This is a genomic window from Okibacterium sp. HSC-33S16, from assembly GCF_024171565.1.
In the GTDB taxonomy this organism is placed as follows: Bacteria; Actinomycetota; Actinomycetes; order Actinomycetales; family Microbacteriaceae; genus Mycetocola_A.
Window position 1 is genome coordinate 900,590 of record NZ_JALJZZ010000001.1, and the last position, 15,777, is coordinate 916,366.

The window sequence follows — 15,777 nt, forward strand, 5'->3', positions numbered from 1 at the left end:
GAGCGAGCGCAACGGTGTTCTCGCTCTAAGGAGACTCATGACCGAGAGGTCAGATCACGCAGCGTCCGGAACCGATGCTCCCACTCTGGGAATTTTGGCGACGTCACGCAAGAAGCACGAGCGACGCCTTCCCATCCATCCGCTGCACTTTGAACGGATCGATGACGACCTGCGCGCTCGGATCGTTCTCGAGTCGGGATACGGCGAGCGGTTCGGCGTTTCAGACGACAGGTTGCGGGAGTTGGTTGCGGGGGTCGTTCCGCGGGCGGACGTTCTCGAGCGCGCCGACATCGTGCTCCTCCCGAAACCACGGGCCGCCGACCTCACCGAACTTCACGAAGGCCAGACGCTGTGGGGCTGGCCACACTGCGTGCAGGATCGGGGACTTACCCAGGTGGCGATCGACCGGCGGCTGACCCTCATCGCCTTCGAAGCGATGAACCACTGGAGCAAGGAAGGCAGCTTCGCTCTCCACGTCTTCCACAAGAACAATGAGCTCGCCGGGTATGCCGCCGTGCTTCACGCTCTCGAACTGACCGGGTCCACGGGTGACTACGGGCGACGGCTCGACGCGGTTGTGATCGGTTTCGGAGCGACTGCACGAGGGGCGGTGACCGCTCTCAACGCGCTCGGTGTGCACGACGTCACCGTGCTGACGAGCCGGGACCGGGCGGCGGTGAACGCTCCGATCCACTCGGCCACCATCGTGCAGTTCGACCAGGACGACTCCGGTTCGTCGCCGTCAGCGGTTCTGACCGAGGAGGGGAGCAAACCGCTCGCCGACTTCCTTGCCCAGCACGACATCGTCGTGAACTGCACGCTCCAGGACCCCAACAACCCGGCGCTCTACCTGCGAACAGCTGATTTGGCCCTGTTCGTTCCGGGCAGCCTCATCGTTGACGTCTCCTGTGACGAGGGAATGGGCTTTGAATGGGCTGCGATGACCACGTTCGACGGCCCGCTGAAGACCGTCGGCGATCACATCAGCTACTACGCGGTCGACCACACGCCGTCCCTGTTGTGGAACTCGGCGACGTGGGAAATCAGCGAGGCGCTCATTCCGTTTCTCCGCACGGTAATGGACGGGCCAACCGATGACGACCAGAACGAAACGATCCGCCGCGCTGTTGAGATCAGGGACGGTGTCATCCAGAACCCGGCGATCCTCGCCTTCCAGCATCGCGCGGCCGACTACCCGCATCCGTCCTAAAACGCCCTCACACGACAGAACGCCCAGCCGATATGGCTGGGCGTTCCGTCGTTACTTCTGACTACCGGATGCCACGGATCTGTGGGTCATGGAAGGTGCCTCCAAAGACACGTTCGCTGGCCCCGGTGCGATCGAGGTACGGCGTCACGCCGCCCATGTGGAACGGCCAGCCCGCGCCGAGGATCATGCACAGGTCGATGTCTTCCGGTGCTTCAACCACGTGATCTTCGAGCATCCGGTGGATTTCATCGGCCAGGCCGTCCTCGAGACGGCGCAAAATGACATCCGCCGTCAAAGGATCCTTCCCGCCGGAGACGATCTTCAGGGCTCCCTTATCGAAGCCCTTCACCTTGCCCTTGGCATCCTTCTCGAGAAGGGTGCCGTACTCGGCGAGCTTGTGCAGGTTCTCGCTGCGGTAGAACCGCTCAGGGAACGCGGCGTGGTGGGTGTCGAGCACGTGCGCGCCGACCTTGAGGCCGACCAGGTCGAGCAACTGCGACGGCGGCATTGGCAGTCCCAGGGGAGCGAGGGCCTCATCGACCGTGGCGAAGCTCGTGCCGGAGTCGACAGCGAACATCGCCTCGCCGAGAACCTTGGCGAGCACACGGTTGACCACGAACCCTGGGGTGTTTCGGGTGATCACGGCGTTCTTGCGCAGGTTCTTCGCGGTGGACATGGCCGTCGCGAGTGCTTCGTCTGTCGTCTTCGGGGTCTTGACCACCTCGATGAGCGGCATGACCGCGACGGGGTTGAAGAAGTGGAATCCGACGAGCCGCTCCGGGTGGGCGAGCTTCGCGCCGATGTCCTCGACCGAGAGGGACGAGGTGTTGGTGGCAAGGATCGCGGTCTCGGAGATGTACTGCTCCACGTCGGCGAAGACGTCCTGCTTCACACCGAGTTCCTCGAACACGGCCTCGATGACCCAGTCGCAGTCGGCGAAGTCGCGCTTGTCCGTTGTGCCCGAGATGAGAGCATTCAGTCGGTTGGACTCGTCGGGGGAGATGCGCTTCTTGGCGAGGAGGCTGGCGATCTCACCGCGAATGTACTCGAGGCCCTTGTCGACCCGACCCTGATCAAGGTCGGTGATGACAACCGGGACCTGCAGGCGACGCACAAAGAGCAGTGCAAACTGGCTCGCCATGAGACCGGCACCAATCACACCGATCTTGGTGACTTTCTGTGCGAGGGCCTTGTCTGGCGCTCCGGCCGGGCGCTTGGCGCGACGCTGCACAAGGTTGAACGCATAGTTGCTCGCGTGGAACTGGTCGCCGGTCGAGAGTTCGGCGAGGGCGACGTCCTCACGCTCGAAGCCTTCCGCCCGTGTTCCGCTCTTTGCTGCCTTGAGCAGGTCGAGCGCGAGATACGGCGCGCGGGGGACGGTACCGATCTTCGACTCGAGCATCTTGCGGGCGATGCCGATGGCCGCGTCCCACTTGACGAGCCGCTCGACCTTGCCGGGCTGGTTCTTACGACTCACCTTCGTGGCGCCACTGAGGACCGAGCCGGCCCAGCGAAGCGAATCTTCGAGGAAGGTGGCTGCCGGGAACATAGCGTCGGCAATGCCGAGCTCGAACGCGTCGGGGCCTTTGAGCATCCGGTTCATCTTGAGCGGATTCTCAACGACAACCTTCAGCGCGTTCTCAATGCCGATGAGGTTCGGGAGCAGATATGCGCCGCCCCAACCGGGGATAAGGCCGAGGAAGACCTCCGGAAGCGCGATGGCGGGTGCCGAGGCGTCGATCGTACGGTAGGTCGCGTGGAGGCCGATTTCGAGACCGCCTCCGAGCGCCAGGCCGTTGATGAAGACGAACGATGGCACACCGAGCTCATTGAGCTTGTTGAAGACGAAGTGCCCGAGCTGGCCGAGGAGAACCGCCGATTCGCGCGACGTCACTTCGCTCACCTTGCTGAGGTCAGCACCTGCGGCCAGAATGAACGGCTTGCCGGTGACAGCAACCGCGTCGATCTCCTTGCGGGCCGCTCGTTCCTTCTGCCCGTCGAGGACAGAGCCGAGCTCCAGCAGGGTAACCGGACCAAAGGTGTTCGGCCGCGTGTGGTCACGGCCGTTGTCGAGCGTGATCAGCGCGATGACCCGACCGTCGGGGAGGGGCACATCACGGACGAAGGAGTGAGTGACGACCTCATCGACGCTCATGTCGACGAGAGGGGAGAAATCGAGAGTGGAGTAATCGGTCATCGCGGTTACTTCTTTCCCTTCCAGTTCGGGTTTTCCCAGATAACGCTTCCGCCCTGGCCGAGGCCAACGCACATCGCGGTGAGGCCGTAGCGCACGTCCGGGCGTTCAGCGAACTGCGCTGCCAGCTGGTTCATGAGCCGCACGCCGGACGCCGCGAGCGGGTGGCCGACCGCAATGGCTCCGCCCCACTGGTTGACGCGTGGGTCGTCATCGTCGATTCCAAAGTGGTCGAGCAGGGAGAGGACCTGGATGGCGAACGCTTCGTTGAGCTCGAATAGCCCGATGTCATCGATCGTCAGCCCGGCCTTCCGCAGCGCCTTTTCGGTCGAGGGGACGGGGCCGATGCCCATGATCTCCGGCTCCACTCCGGCAAACGCGAAGCTCACCATGCGCATCTTGGGCTTCAGTCCGAATTCCTTGACGGCGGATCCACCGGCCAGGAGGCTCACGGTCGCTCCGTCGGTGAGCGGAGAGGCGGTGCCTGCCGTGACCCGGCCGTGGGGACGGAACGGAGTCTTGAGGTTCGCGAGTCCCTCCATGGTCGTCTCGGGACGGGTTCCTTCGTCGCGGGTCGCAAGGCCCCAGCCCGCCTCGCTCTTGATAGCGACCGGAATGAGGTCCGGCTGGATCTTGCCTGCGTCGTATGCGGCCTGCAGCTTGTGCTGGCTGCGCATACCGAAGCGGTCTGCCCGCTCCTTGGTGAGGTGCGGGAAGCGGTCGTGGATGCGTTCCGCCGTCTTTCCCATGTCGAGGGCGTCGGCCGAAACGAGCTTTTCGGTCAGGAAACGCGGGTTCGGGTCTGCGTCGGCGCCGAGCGGGTGGCGACCCATGTGCTCAACACCACCAGCGATCGCGAAGTCGTACGCCCCGAAACCAATCGCGCTGCCGACCTGGGTTACCGCGGTCATCGCGCCGGCGCACATGCGGTCGATGGCATAGCCGGGCACCGACTGCGGCAGGCCGGCGAGGAGCGCCGTGGTGCGGCCAAGCGTGAGTCCCTGGTCACCCTGCTGCGTCGTCGCCGCAATGGCGACCTCGTCGATGCGGTCCTTGGGAACGTCAGGGTTGCGCTCGAGCAGCCCGATCATTGCCTTGACGACCAGATCGTCTGCGCGGGTGTTCCAGTACATGCCTTTTTGTCCGGCGCGACCGAAGGGGGTCCGCACTCCATCAACAAAAAAGACGTCAGCTATTTCGGCCACTTTGCCTCCCAATCATCGGATACGTGTCGATCCTAGGAGCGGCAAAAATCGCCGCCGCATCCTTTGACTCTTCCTACGAGTCGTTTTTCTCCAGATCGGATGCCGCTTGGTTACCTTCTACAAAGGCATCCACGATCGTCTGTGCAGTAGCTTCAATTTGCCACGCCCGTGCACCGAGATCGCGCAGTGCGTCACCCATCGCCGCGGTGCTGAGCGGCTCCGGTGGAGTCCATGCGACACGACGGAGCGTCTCGGGCGTCAGGAGGTTCTCGAGGGGAAGTGAGAGCGACTCGGCCGTGGTGGTCAGAGCGGTCCGTGCTGCCTTCAGCCGGGCGTCAGCCTCGGGGTTGCGCTCCGACCAGCTCCGCGCCGGTGGAAGGGTGTCGCTGGCTGCCGGGCGAAGGGGTGGAAGATCGTCGGTGGTGAGGCCGCGTTCAACGGCGTTCCACCACACGTCCAGATCGGTGCGGCTTGCACGGCCCTTGAAATCCCGCATGGCGGCGAGTGCTGCACTCGACCGGGGCTGCGCTTTGACGACTGCGACGAGCGATGCGTCCGGAACCAACCGGCCGGGTGCGATGTCGCGTGCCCGCGCCAGCGCGTCGCGGGCCAGCCATAATTCCCGTGCAACGGCGAGGCTGCGGGCACCGCGAACACCGTGCAGACCGGAGAGACGACGCCACGGATCCTGCCGGTTGACCTTGGGCTGACGCAGCCGGGTGGCTTCAAACTCCTCGGCCGCGATCCGTTCCTTACCCGAATCGACGATCATGTCGGCGAGTTTGTCGCGCACGTCGACGAGGAGCTCAACATCGAGGGCGGCGTACTCGAGCCACGATTCGGGCAGCGGTCGGGTCGACCAGTCGGCCGCGGAATGCTCCTTGGCGAGGTGAATGCCGAGAAGTTCCTCGACCACCGCGCCGAGTCCAACCCGGGACAAGCCGAGCAGGCGACCAGCCAGTTCGGTGTCGAAAACCCGTGTGGGGTCCAGTCCGACCTCGCGCAGGCAGGCCAAATCCTGGCTGGCCGCGTGGATGATCCACTCCTCGTCGCGAATGACGTCGTTGAGGGCGTCGAACCGACCGATGGCTGGCGGGTCAAAGAGAAACACCCCTGCTCCGCGCCGGAAGATCTGAATCAGGTACGCCCGTTGCGAGTAACGGTATCCGCTTGCGCGTTCAGCGTCGACGGCGATCGGGCCGTGTCCGTTCTGAATCTGGGTGATGGCGTCGAGGTAGTCGGCCTCGGTATCGATAACGGAACGGTCAGTCACGTGCCGTCCTGCGGGTTGATAACAGGGTTACACCTTCGGTTGTTGGCGGAAGCCCGGCGAGCATGCACAGCAGCTCACCCCAGCCTTCGACGTGCGATGACACGTCGTCTTCGAGGGGCGTCCACGACGCCCTCAACTCGATCTGGGCGCCGTCAGGCTGTTGGGCCAGTTCGCCGAACCCGGTCGAGAGAATCTTGGTGGCAGTACCCGATGGGGCTGCGTACTTCGCGCCTCGTGCGTTGAGCGCGTCCACGAGCCACGACCAGGCCACCTCGGCGAGGAACGGGTCGAGCCCGATCTCGGTTTCCAGTGGCGCCTGGGCAAAACAGACGATCCGGAATGGGCCACCCCAGGCCTCCGGTTCGGCGGGGTCGTAGAGCAGGATGAACCGGCCAGTGCCGAGCTCTGAGTCTGCACCGTGCCGGGTCGGAGTCACGTCGGCAGCGAGGGCCACCGCGAACGGCGCGAGGTTTCCGGGAGCCGGAATCTCATGCACGCTCAGTTCGGTACGCGCCCGAGCGTCGCGGACGGAGGCCAGTGCGCGCGCGAACGGCGCTGGGAGCTCCGCGTCTGTTGGTCTGTCAGCCACGATTGCAGACTAGAGTTACTTGCCAATGAAACGACACAGCCACGCCGTCGAGCCGGCCACACGACCCCGACAACAGGCGCTACGGGTGTCATACGCAGCCGCAGGTTTTGTGGTGACGGTAGCGACAGCATCCGTTTTCTTCGTCTCTGCTGTTGCACGCCGCGTGGTGACGCCGGCGAAAAAGCGGGCGCAGGATACCGATGTGCGTGCGCTCAACCGTGCGGACGGCACCGTTACTCTGAGCCGGACCCCCGACACTTCGCTTCCGGGTCGATATGGACTCTGGTTCGGCGCAGACGACCGTTACCTCCAACTGGGGCCGATTGTGGACCAGGACGCCTCAACGGTGACCCGGGTGTTGGACACGCCGACGAGCGAGCTGGTCGGGCTTCCGGACGCGGGGCCGGCGACGTTCAGCGGGTGGTACTACTCGCGGCCCGAGCAACTTGGTCTGCCGTTCAGCGAGACGGTCATTGAGACGACGCCGGGGCCTGCGCCCGCCTGGCTGTTTCCGGCCGACGAGGATTCGGGCCGCTGGGTCATCGGAGTGCATGGTCGAGGAACCACCCGCAGCGAGTGCCTGCGTTCAGTGCCGGTCCTGCACGACGCCGGATGCACGAGCCTCTTGATCTCCTACCGGAATGATGGCGACGCACCGCCGAGCGCCGACGGACTCTACGGGCTGGGCGACACTGAGTGGCAGGACGTTGAGGCCGCGATCGAGTTCGCGACCGCACACGGGGCAACTTCAATCGTCCTGATGGGCTGGTCGATGGGCGGAGCCATTTCGCTTCAGACGTCACTCCGATCGGCGCTGGCCGACCGGATCACCGGGATCATCCTCGAGTCGGCCGTCGTCGACTGGGGGAGTGTGCTCGAGTTTCAAGCGGACGCCGGCAGGATTCCGGTGTTCGTGCGCCGTGCAGCCATCGCGGCGATCAGCAACGGCTGGGGCAAATCGCTGACCGGTCTCGACACGGTGGTCAACTTCACGGCGCTCGACATGGTCGAACGGTCGGGAGAGCTGACCAAACCCATGCTGGTGCTGCACAGCGACGACGACGGGTTCGTTCCCGCCGACGCCGCGCGTGAGCTCGCGATTCGCCGCAGTGACCTGGCAACCTTCGTGCCGTTCCGCACGGCCCGGCACACGAAGCTCTGGAACTTCGATGAGCCGCGCTGGACCACGGCGATCCGCGACTGGCTCGCCGGCAACTGACCGGCGCTATCCGGCGAGGCGCTCAGTCAGCTGGCGTTTCGTGCGTCGCAGCATTCCGTTCATGCCGTTGAGCCGCAACGGCGACACGACCTTGGAGAGTCCGAGCATCTGCGGGAAGTCGTCGGGGATGGCCAGCACCGCGGCCGGACTCAACCCTTCGACGGCTTGGGCCAGAATGCTCGCGAAGCCGCGCGTTGTCGGCGATTCGCGGGGTGCGGTCGCGTGCAGGTGCACCCGATCGGACTCGACGTCGACAAAGATGTACACCGGTGACTGGCACTCGACGACCCGCTCGAGTAACTCGGGGGAGTCGGCATACTTCGCGGGCAAGTCGGGTAATTCCTGAGAGAACTCGAGAAGGAGCTGGAGCCGCAACTTCTCATCGAGTTCGAGGAAGTCGTCGCGGATCTCGGCCACTTGGTCGGGCAGTGCGCTGTCAGTCATGGTGAGATCCGCCTCGGGAGGCCAGGTCGCCGGGTTCGGTGCCCACGGCAATGGGCACGCGCACGGCGCTGCCCCACTCGGTCCAGGAGCCGTCGTAGTTGCGCACGTTCTCGAAACCGAGCAGGTGGTGCAGAACGAACCAGGTGTGGCTAGAGCGTTCACCGATTCGGCAGTATGCCACGACCTCGTCACCGTCGGTCAGGCCGGCGCCGTCGCGGTACACGGAGTTCAGGTCCTCGAGCGGTTTGAAGGTGCCGTCAGCAGCGACAGCCTGCGACCAGGGCACGTTCTTGGCGGTCGGAATGTGGCCAGCGCGAAGCGCTCCTTCTTCGGGATAGGCGGGAGCCGTTGTGCGTTCGCCGCTGTATTCCTCGGGGGAACGGACGTCGATCAACGGCTTGCCGAGGTGCGCGAGCACGTCTTCCTTATACGCGCGAACGACAGAGTCGTCTCTCTCGACGACTGGATATTCGGTTCGAGGCCGCACCGTGGCATCCGTTGTCAGCGGACGCTCATCGGAGATCCACTTGTCACGCCCGCCGTCGAGCAGCCGCACGTCGGCGTGCCCGAACAGAGTGAACACCCAGAGGGCGTAAGCGGCCCACCAGTTGTTCTTGTCTCCGTAGATGACGACGGTGTCGTCGCGGGCGATGCCCTTGCCACTCAGCAGTTCGGCGAACGCGGCGCCGTCGATGTAATCGCGCTGCACCGGGTCGTTGAGGTCGGTGTGCCAGTCGATCTTGACCGACCCGGGAATGTGGCCGATCTCGTAGAGCAGAACGTCTTCGTCAGATTCAACGACGACGAGTCCGGGCGAACCCAGGTGCTCTTCGAGCCAGTCAGCAGTGACCAGGCGCTCGGGGTGGGCGTACGACGCAAACTTTGAGCTCGACGAGTCGTGTTCGACAGTAATGAGGTACCTCCGGTAGATGACCCGCGGCGTTCCGGGCGCGCCACGCGGGGGATTAGGCTGGAAACTCGGCTCCCTGAGCGAATTTACGCACGATTGCGGCTGAAGTCTTTGGCGCCGTAAGACTTCGACACACGAGGTATTCTCCCATGACAAACTCCACGTCTTCTGCTCGCGTCAGCATCGCTGACCGCAATCCAGAAACTACCGGTGCCGAAATTGCCGCCAGTTTGACGCCGCCCCGTCAATTCGCGGATGCCAGCTTCGACAGCTACCGCCCCGACGCCGCGTTCGCCTCCCAGCAGGAGGCCGTCGAGCTGTTGAGTGCCTTCGCCGGCAGTTGGGGCGTGACGAAATCATCTGGCGGGTTCTTCGGTCGCAGGAAGAAGGCGCCAGACGTGAAACCCGGTGTGTACCTTGACGGCGGATTCGGTGTCGGAAAGACGCACCTGCTCGCCGCTCTCTGGCACGCCGCTCCCGGTCCGCGCAAGTATTTCGGCACCTTCATTGAGTACACCGCGTTGGTCGGGGCGCTCGGCTATGCGAACGCCGTTGAGTCGCTCCGCGGGTCAACTCTGCTCTGCATCGACGAATTCGAGTTGGACGACCCGGGCGACACCATGATGATGACCCGCCTGCTGACCGAGCTCGTTGCATCGGGAACCCGCATCGCAGCCACCTCAAATACACCCCCCAACGCGCTCGGCGAAGGCCGATTCGCCGCGGCCGACTTCCTGCGCGAGATTCACGCGATGGCCGACCACTTCACTACGCTACGAATCGACGGCGAGGACTACCGACGACGCTCGATGGAAGGGCACGCCGAGGCACTCGACGAGAGCGCGTACGACGTCCGCATCAGCACGGCAATCGATTCGGGTCAAACGGTCTCGGAGGACACCTTCGACACCGTGATCGAGCACCTGGCCGGTGTGCACCCGTCGCGGTACATCAAACTGCTCGCGGGCATCGACGCCATCGGACTGCGCGACGTGCACGAGTTGCAGTCGCAAACCGAAGCGCTGCGGCTGGTGGCGTTCATCGACCGCGTCTACGACGCCCAGATCCCGATCTACGCCACCGGACTCCCGCTCGATGAGGTGTTCGGTGGTGACATGCTCTCGGGTGGCTACCGCAAGAAGTACCTGCGGGCGATGTCCCGCATGATTGCGCTGACACGGGGTTCCTAGCGCCGCGTAACACGCTATTTACACAGCTAGACGGCTCGTAACAGTCCTGAAACATCGAATGCACCGCGTCGGAAATCTCCGAAGCGCATGCTGATTCCATACCGACAAGCGCCCAGCGCGTCAGTCTCGGTCAGCCCGATGCACTCGAGAGAACTAAGGACACGATATGGACACCGGCAGCATTGCCTGGGGGATCACAGCGACAGCGCTCGTACTGGTGATGACCCCCGGAGTCGCATTCTTCTACGGCGGCCTCGTCAAAGCGAAGAGCGTCATCAGCATGATGATGATGAGCTTCGGGGCGCTCGGCCTCATCAGCGTGCTGTGGATCCTCTACGGATTCAATATGAGCGCCGTCGCAAGCCCCACAGCGTTCGCCGGCAACCCCTTCTCCGACTTCGGGCTCACCGCCCTGTCGCAGGGTGAGTCAGGCAACACCGACCTCCTCGGCGCCACCTACGGAGCCACATTCGCGATCATCACCGTCGCACTGATCTCCGGAGCGATCGCCGACCGCGCCAAATTCGGTTCGTGGATGATCTTCGCGGGCATCTTCGCGACCATCGGTTACTTCCCGATCGCGGCCTGGGTCTGGGGCGGCGGCTGGATCATGAACCTCGGCACGACGCTCTTCGGGGAAGACGCCGGCATCGCGGTCATCGACTACGCCGGCGGAACTGCGGTCCACATCAACGCTGGTGCAGCCGCACTTGCCCTCGCCCTGGTCCTCGGTAAGCGTGTCGGCTTCCAGAAGGGCATTCAGAAGCCCCACAACGTTCCGCTCACGCTCCTCGGAGCGTCCATCCTCTGGTTCGGTTGGTTCGGATTCAACGCCGGTGCTGAATGGCTCAACGGACTCGAGAACGTCGGCCTCATCGTCGTCAACACCTTGGGGGCAACGGCAGCGGCCATCATCGGCTGGCTGATCATTGAGAAGTTCAAGGATGGCAAGGCTACGAGCGTCGGAGCCGCATCGGGCGCTGTCGCTGGCCTCGTCGCCATCACGCCGGCCTGTGCGAACCTCACCCCGGGTTGGGCTCTGGTCCTCGGCGTTCTCACCGGAGCGGTTTGCGCCCTGGCCGTCGAACTGAAGTTCAAGCTCGGCTTCGATGACTCGCTCGATGTTGTGGGCATCCACCTCGTCGGCGGTCTGGTCGGAACCCTGTTCCTCGGCTTCTTCGCCACCGAAACCGGACTCTTCCTCGGTGGCGGGTTCGAGCAGCTCGTCGTCCAGGTGATCGCGGCAGCTGCCGTCCTTCTCTACTCCTTCGTGATCGCATTCGTCGTTGGCCTTGCCATCCAGAAGACATTGGGCTTCCGGGTGAAGAACGAAGACGAGATCGCCGGAGTCGACACGAGCGTCCACGGCGAAGAGGGATACGCCCTCGAGGTCGTCTAACCTCCCGCGCTTCGCGTCACGCAATCGGGATGCCACCGTATGGTGGCATCCCGTTTCGCTTGTCCGCACGCAACACTCCGGTGGTTACGATGGGCCAAAAGGTGCACCCGCACCGCGACGGTGTGAGGAGGCTCCATGACGAGGTTCGGCACCATTATCCGTTCCGTGTTGTCGTCCCTGACCACGCGAGGCTCCTCTGCTGTTCGTCATTCGGATGAGCCCGGGCGATTCGGCGAAGCTGGGACGGTTGAGGTCGACCCAGCCACGATCGGTCCGGTCCGCATGACGTATGTTCCGTCCACCGACGGTGATCCCGACCCCGGCGAGATCGTCTGGACCTGGGTCCCGTTTGAAGAGCGCGACGGCCGAGGTAAAGACCGACCGGTGCTCATCGTTGCCGAGGAGCCTGGTGGAGCGCGTCTGGCGGTCCAACTGACATCGAAACACCACGATGATTCACCGGACTACGTTCCCATCGGCAGCGGACCGTGGGATACGCGGGGGCGCTCCAGCTGAGTCAACGTCGCCCGGGTATTTCGTATCTACCCCTCCGGGATGCGTCGCGAGGCGGCTGCTATCGACCGGTCGGCATACGAGCGCGTCGCAGCCGTGCTTCGGAACGTCTATGGCTGGCGCTGATTCGGTGCAAACTCAAGAGCTAGCTTCACTACAATTATGCATCCGCACTTTCGCCTGACCCGGGGGACAGCTCATCAGAATCGTCAGTTACAACCTTCGAAAGCACGCTGCCAGTGCCGAACTCGTTGACATCGAGCGCCTGTACGACGTGGATGTCCTCTGCCTGCAGGAAGCAGACGCTGTGCTCCTGCCTGAGACGGTCGGGCATCTGCGGCTCGCCGACGCGACAAAAGCAAACCGCCTGGGGCTCGCGATATATGTCAACGACGAGCGTTTCACCATCGGCGACACAACGGCTTTCGAACTCAAGAAGTCCATGCACGACCGCCTGTTTTCGCCAGCGAATGAGAGGCTCATCGCGTCTCGGCTGTATGACAAGGAGGCGGACCGGGAAATTCTCATCGCGTCCTTCCACGCCGCACCACTCACCGCTCCTAATTCGCTGCGACGCAAGCAGATCTCGACGGCTCACCGAGAGCTTGGATCGCTTGCGGCCGGAGTTCCAACGGTGATGGTCGGGGACTTCAATTACCCGGTCTTCAAGAACAACTTGCGGCGACGGATCCAGGAGATGGGCTACGAGCTCTCGCTGAGCAACGCGCGTACCTACAGCAGATACAAAATATTCCGCGGACACTTTGACTTCGTCACGTCCGTGAACATGGGTATAGACGACGTGAAGACGCTTCCGCGAGGAGCGTCCGACCACCGGCCGATCCTCGTGACGACGAGCTATCTCAGCACCGGTGCCGAGCCTCGACAAGAACAACGTTCCTGAGTACGCTTTCGAAAATGTGAGACAGTTTCATGACCAACTCGCAATGATGCGTTAGTTCTTCTGCCCCAACTCTCCTGCCCCGGCGTCACCACAGCGATGGCCTCTGGCTGCTCTGGTCTATTTCAGATGCAAAGGGAGTAATGAAGTGAAAAAATTAGCAATCACCGCGGTGACAGCCGCTGCCGTCCTGGTAACAGCCGCCGTTGCAGCGCCGGCGTCAGCCGCACCGGCACCGCCGATCAGCATTTCGCAGAGCACTTTGGCCACCGGCCTGTTCAGCCCGCTCTCGCTCGCCGTCGACAGCGGCGGAGTCTCTTATGTCACGCAGAACTTCATCGGCGTTCTCACGCGGGTGAACCCGGACAAAACCACATCCACCGTCGCGAGCGCGCCGGGGGAGGAGATCAGCGCGGTATCCACTCGAAACGGAACCGTCTACTACGCTCAACTCGCTCAAGACCACTCAAATGCGTTCCTGATGAGTGTGACCGGACAGGGTGCACCCGTTCAAGTTGCGGATCTCTGGGCTCACGAGAACACAACCAACCCCGACGCCTCCAACACCTACGGATTCGTTGGCCTTCCGCAGTCCTGTCTCGACCAGTTTGATCCGGCAAGTCCAATCGGGCCGCCGGTATACACCGGTATCGTTGACACCCACCCGTACGCCTCAGTTGCCACGGCCGCTGGCGTCTATGTCGCCGATGCAGGTGCGAATGCCATCCTGCGCGTTGGGTATGACGGATCAGTGACGACAACCGCTGTCCTGCCTCCCACCGCGCCAACCACCGTAACGGCGGCAATCGCCACTGAGTTTGGGTTCCCAGCCTGTTCTGTGGGCAGTTCCTATCGCTTCGAGGGTGTTCCGACCGATGTTGAGGTAGGCCCCGACGGCTGGCTCTATGTCACGTCGCTTCCCGGCGGCCCGGAAGACGCAAGTCTGGGCATGCGCGGGTCCGTCGTCAAAGTGAACCCCTCGACCGGGCAGCTTCGTACCGTCGCTACCGGCTTCGTTGGCTCGACTGATCTTGCGGTGTCGCAACAGACCGGTGCGATCTTTGTCACTGAGCTGTTCGGTGGCCCTCGAGGAACCGGCCAGGTTTCGGTGGTGCTTCCGTGGGGTGGCAAGCCAGTCGCGGCATTGCCGGTGACGTCGCCCGCAACGATCGAACTGGTGGGCACCAGCATTTACGTCACAAGGGACGCATTCGTTCCGGACGAAATGGGCGCTCCCCAACCGATCGGCAAGCTCACGAAGGTAACGGTGTCGAGCCCTCTCCTGAAGAAGTATCTGGGCTGAGCATGTGATGCCCTCTGAGGGCCGCACCGGGCGTATCAACGTCTCGGGGCGGCCCTCTCGCTTTTCGCGATTAGGCTCGTCTCTCATGAGTCTTACCGCCTTCTCCGCTGAGCCATATGCCCTGCTCACGACCTTCCGCGCTTCGGGCGAGCCCGTCGGAACGCCCGTCTGGGTCGTGGAAGGTCTGGGGGGACTGCTCGTGACCACATCCGGCGCATCCGGTAAGGTGAAGCGGATTCGGCGTAACCAGGCCGTCACACTCACACCGTGCGACGTTCAGGGATCCATCGCCGAGGGCGCTCGGACCCTCGTCGGCCGAGCTTCTGTCCATGAGGATGCCGAGAGCCGCGTTGTGATCGACGCGGCCCTCGAACGCAAGTACGGCCTTCGGTACAAGGCGATCAAGGCTGCCGGCAAACTTCGCCGCTCGGCCTCTGAATCGGTCGTGGTCAGAATCGTTCCCGAAGTTCTAGCTGGATGAGTCCGAGAGGATTTCGCCAATCGTGCGTACTGCCGTCTGGACGAACGCCGGGTTCGATTCCTCGTAGTAGGGGATGATGAGCGCCGCTTGGTGCAGCGCGTACCCGCGGGCGCGGTCCCATGTCGCATCATCGACGTCGAGCGCCTCACGAAAGTCTCGGCGTCCGTCCGGACCGAAGACACTCCACGCGGCGATGACATCCGCTGCGGGATCACCGATCCCCGCACCACCCCAGTCGATGATGCCTGCGATTTGTCCCTGAGCGGCCAGGATGTTTGGCCGAAGCAAATCTGTATGAATCCACACACTCGGGCCTGACCAGGCCGGAGTCCGCACCAGCTGATCCCACTCCGCAGTGAGTCGTGAGATATCGAGTTGCTCACCGTCGCTCACAGCAGCTGACGCCACTATCGACTCGCGCGTCACCGCGTCGAGGTCCTGAAGCGGCCGGCGTCCGGCGGGCGGTGCTCCGTCAGGTGGCACACGACGTAACTCGCGGATGAACGCAGCCAGGTATCGAGCGGCGGCGAGTTCGTCGACTATCGCATCATCGGCGTACGGAGTGCCATCGAGCCACTCGTATACCGCCCACGGCGCCGGAAAGTCTGCTGTGGGACTACCGACGAACGCGACGCGCGGAATCCGCACGCTGAGGTGACCAGCGAGGAAGGGGAGCCAACGCACCTCTCGCTCGAGATCGTCGCCCCAGCGGTCCATCCGCGGCAAGCGAACGAGGTGCTTTTCGCCGAGTCGAAACACGGCATTCACCGTTCCGGTTGAGTGAAACTCCCGAAGTTCCTGGTGCGAAGCCCGTGGGAACTGTGTGGCGATAAGCCGACGGACCAGGTCAGCCGTGATCGAGATCTCTCCCTCGTGCATGCTCATGCCTGCCCACCGTTATGCGCCGACCGGGATTTTCACTGGTGATGCGAGAAGCGCGTGATTC

The 15,777-nt window shown here is 63.4% G+C and carries 15 protein-coding genes; 8 read left to right on the forward strand and 7 right to left on the reverse strand.

Annotated features, from left to right (window positions below):
- The first annotated feature begins 37 nt into the window (after positions 1 to 37).
- Positions 38 to 1,210, forward strand: coding sequence for a N(5)-(carboxyethyl)ornithine synthase (locus L1277_RS04360; RefSeq protein WP_253375100.1), 1,173 nt, complete (start codon positions 38 to 40; stop codon positions 1,208 to 1,210).
- 61 nt (positions 1,211 to 1,271) lie between these two features.
- On the opposite strand, the gene L1277_RS04365 is transcribed toward L1277_RS04360, so the two are convergent.
- From L1277_RS04365 to L1277_RS04380, 4 genes are all read right to left on the reverse strand, one after another.
- Positions 1,272 to 3,407 carry a 3-hydroxyacyl-CoA dehydrogenase NAD-binding domain-containing protein gene (locus L1277_RS04365; RefSeq protein ID WP_253375101.1) on the reverse strand — a complete coding sequence of 712 codons (2,136 nt, stop codon included), beginning with the start codon at positions 3,405 to 3,407 and terminating at the stop codon, positions 1,272 to 1,274.
- Positions 3,408 to 3,412: 5 nt separating this feature from the next.
- Positions 3,413 to 4,609: a thiolase family protein gene (locus L1277_RS04370; protein WP_253375102.1), complete on the reverse strand. Its 1,197-nt coding sequence runs from the start codon at positions 4,607 to 4,609 to the stop codon at positions 3,413 to 3,415.
- 73 nt (positions 4,610 to 4,682) lie between these two features.
- Entirely contained in the window at positions 4,683 to 5,882 is a 1,200-nt protein-coding gene (locus L1277_RS04375) for an HRDC domain-containing protein (RefSeq protein WP_253375103.1), read from the reverse strand.
- A complete protein-coding gene (locus L1277_RS04380; protein WP_253375104.1) occupies positions 5,875 to 6,471 on the reverse strand; it encodes a DUF3000 domain-containing protein in 597 nt (198 codons plus the stop codon). Before L1277_RS04380 ends, L1277_RS04375 begins: the two co-directional genes overlap by 8 nt.
- An 85-nt stretch (positions 6,472 to 6,556) precedes the next feature.
- Between L1277_RS04380 and L1277_RS04385 the strand changes: the two genes are divergently transcribed.
- Positions 6,557 to 7,690, forward strand: coding sequence for a S9 family peptidase (locus L1277_RS04385; protein WP_253375105.1), 1,134 nt, complete (start codon positions 6,557 to 6,559; stop codon positions 7,688 to 7,690).
- A 6-nt stretch (positions 7,691 to 7,696) separates the two neighbouring features.
- On the opposite strand, the gene L1277_RS04390 is transcribed toward L1277_RS04385, so the two are convergent.
- Positions 7,697 to 8,134, reverse strand: a complete 438-nt coding sequence (locus L1277_RS04390; RefSeq protein WP_253375106.1) for a SufE family protein — start codon at positions 8,132 to 8,134, stop codon at positions 7,697 to 7,699.
- Positions 8,127 to 9,047: a sulfurtransferase gene (locus L1277_RS04395; RefSeq protein WP_253375284.1), complete on the reverse strand. Its 921-nt coding sequence runs from the start codon at positions 9,045 to 9,047 to the stop codon at positions 8,127 to 8,129. Before L1277_RS04395 ends, L1277_RS04390 begins: the two co-directional genes overlap by 8 nt.
- Before the next feature lie 146 nt (positions 9,048 to 9,193).
- Here L1277_RS04395 and zapE point away from each other — a divergent pair, with 146 nt between their 5' ends.
- The 6 genes from zapE to L1277_RS04425 all read left to right on the forward strand — a co-directional run bounded on the left by zapE (position 9,194) and on the right by L1277_RS04425 (position 14,831).
- The gene (gene zapE, locus L1277_RS04400) at positions 9,194 to 10,234 is read left to right on the forward strand and encodes a cell division protein ZapE (RefSeq protein ID WP_253375107.1); all 1,041 of its coding nucleotides are present in this window, start codon (positions 9,194 to 9,196) and stop codon (positions 10,232 to 10,234) included.
- A gap of 166 nt (positions 10,235 to 10,400) precedes the next feature.
- Positions 10,401 to 11,633 (forward strand): ammonium transporter, encoded by a 1,233-nt coding sequence (locus L1277_RS04405; RefSeq protein ID WP_253375108.1) that lies wholly within the window; start codon positions 10,401 to 10,403, stop codon positions 11,631 to 11,633.
- A gap of 135 nt (positions 11,634 to 11,768) precedes the next feature.
- On the forward strand, positions 11,769 to 12,149 hold the full coding sequence (locus L1277_RS04410; RefSeq protein ID WP_253375109.1) for a type II toxin-antitoxin system PemK/MazF family toxin: 381 nt from the start codon (positions 11,769 to 11,771) through the stop codon (positions 12,147 to 12,149).
- A 196-nt stretch (positions 12,150 to 12,345) separates the two neighbouring features.
- Positions 12,346 to 13,050, forward strand: coding sequence for an endonuclease/exonuclease/phosphatase family protein (locus tag L1277_RS04415; protein ID WP_253375285.1), 705 nt, complete (start codon positions 12,346 to 12,348; stop codon positions 13,048 to 13,050).
- Between the two features lie 145 nt (positions 13,051 to 13,195).
- Positions 13,196 to 14,350 carry a ScyD/ScyE family protein gene (locus tag L1277_RS04420; protein ID WP_253375110.1) on the forward strand — a complete coding sequence of 385 codons (1,155 nt, stop codon included), beginning with the start codon at positions 13,196 to 13,198 and terminating at the stop codon, positions 14,348 to 14,350.
- 85 nt (positions 14,351 to 14,435) lie between these two features.
- Positions 14,436 to 14,831: a PPOX class F420-dependent oxidoreductase gene (locus L1277_RS04425; RefSeq protein WP_253375111.1), complete on the forward strand. Its 396-nt coding sequence runs from the start codon at positions 14,436 to 14,438 to the stop codon at positions 14,829 to 14,831.
- Here the strand turns inward: L1277_RS04425 and L1277_RS04430 are convergent.
- The gene (locus tag L1277_RS04430) at positions 14,820 to 15,716 is read right to left on the reverse strand and encodes an aminoglycoside phosphotransferase family protein (RefSeq protein ID WP_253375112.1); all 897 of its coding nucleotides are present in this window, start codon (positions 15,714 to 15,716) and stop codon (positions 14,820 to 14,822) included. The genes L1277_RS04425 and L1277_RS04430 overlap by 12 nt on opposite strands.
- Positions 15,717 to 15,777 lie beyond the last annotated feature (61 nt).

Excerpts from the sequence above, each read along its gene's own strand:
- L1277_RS04360 (WP_253375100.1), top strand. The coding sequence starts at position 38 with ATGACCGAGAGGTCAGATCACGCAGCGTCCGGAACCGATGCTCCCACT.
- L1277_RS04365 (WP_253375101.1), bottom strand. The coding sequence starts at position 3,407 with ATGACCGATTACTCCACTCTCGATTTCTCCCCTCTCGTCGACATGAGC.
- L1277_RS04390 (WP_253375106.1), bottom strand. The coding sequence starts at position 8,134 with ATGACTGACAGCGCACTGCCCGACCAAGTGGCCGAGATCCGCGACGAC.
- zapE (WP_253375107.1), top strand. The coding sequence starts at position 9,194 with ATGACAAACTCCACGTCTTCTGCTCGCGTCAGCATCGCTGACCGCAAT.
- L1277_RS04405 (WP_253375108.1), top strand. The coding sequence starts at position 10,401 with ATGGACACCGGCAGCATTGCCTGGGGGATCACAGCGACAGCGCTCGTA.
- L1277_RS04410 (WP_253375109.1), top strand. The coding sequence starts at position 11,769 with ATGACGAGGTTCGGCACCATTATCCGTTCCGTGTTGTCGTCCCTGACC.
- L1277_RS04425 (WP_253375111.1), top strand. The coding sequence starts at position 14,436 with ATGAGTCTTACCGCCTTCTCCGCTGAGCCATATGCCCTGCTCACGACC.
- L1277_RS04430 (WP_253375112.1), bottom strand. The coding sequence starts at position 15,716 with ATGAGCATGCACGAGGGAGAGATCTCGATCACGGCTGACCTGGTCCGT.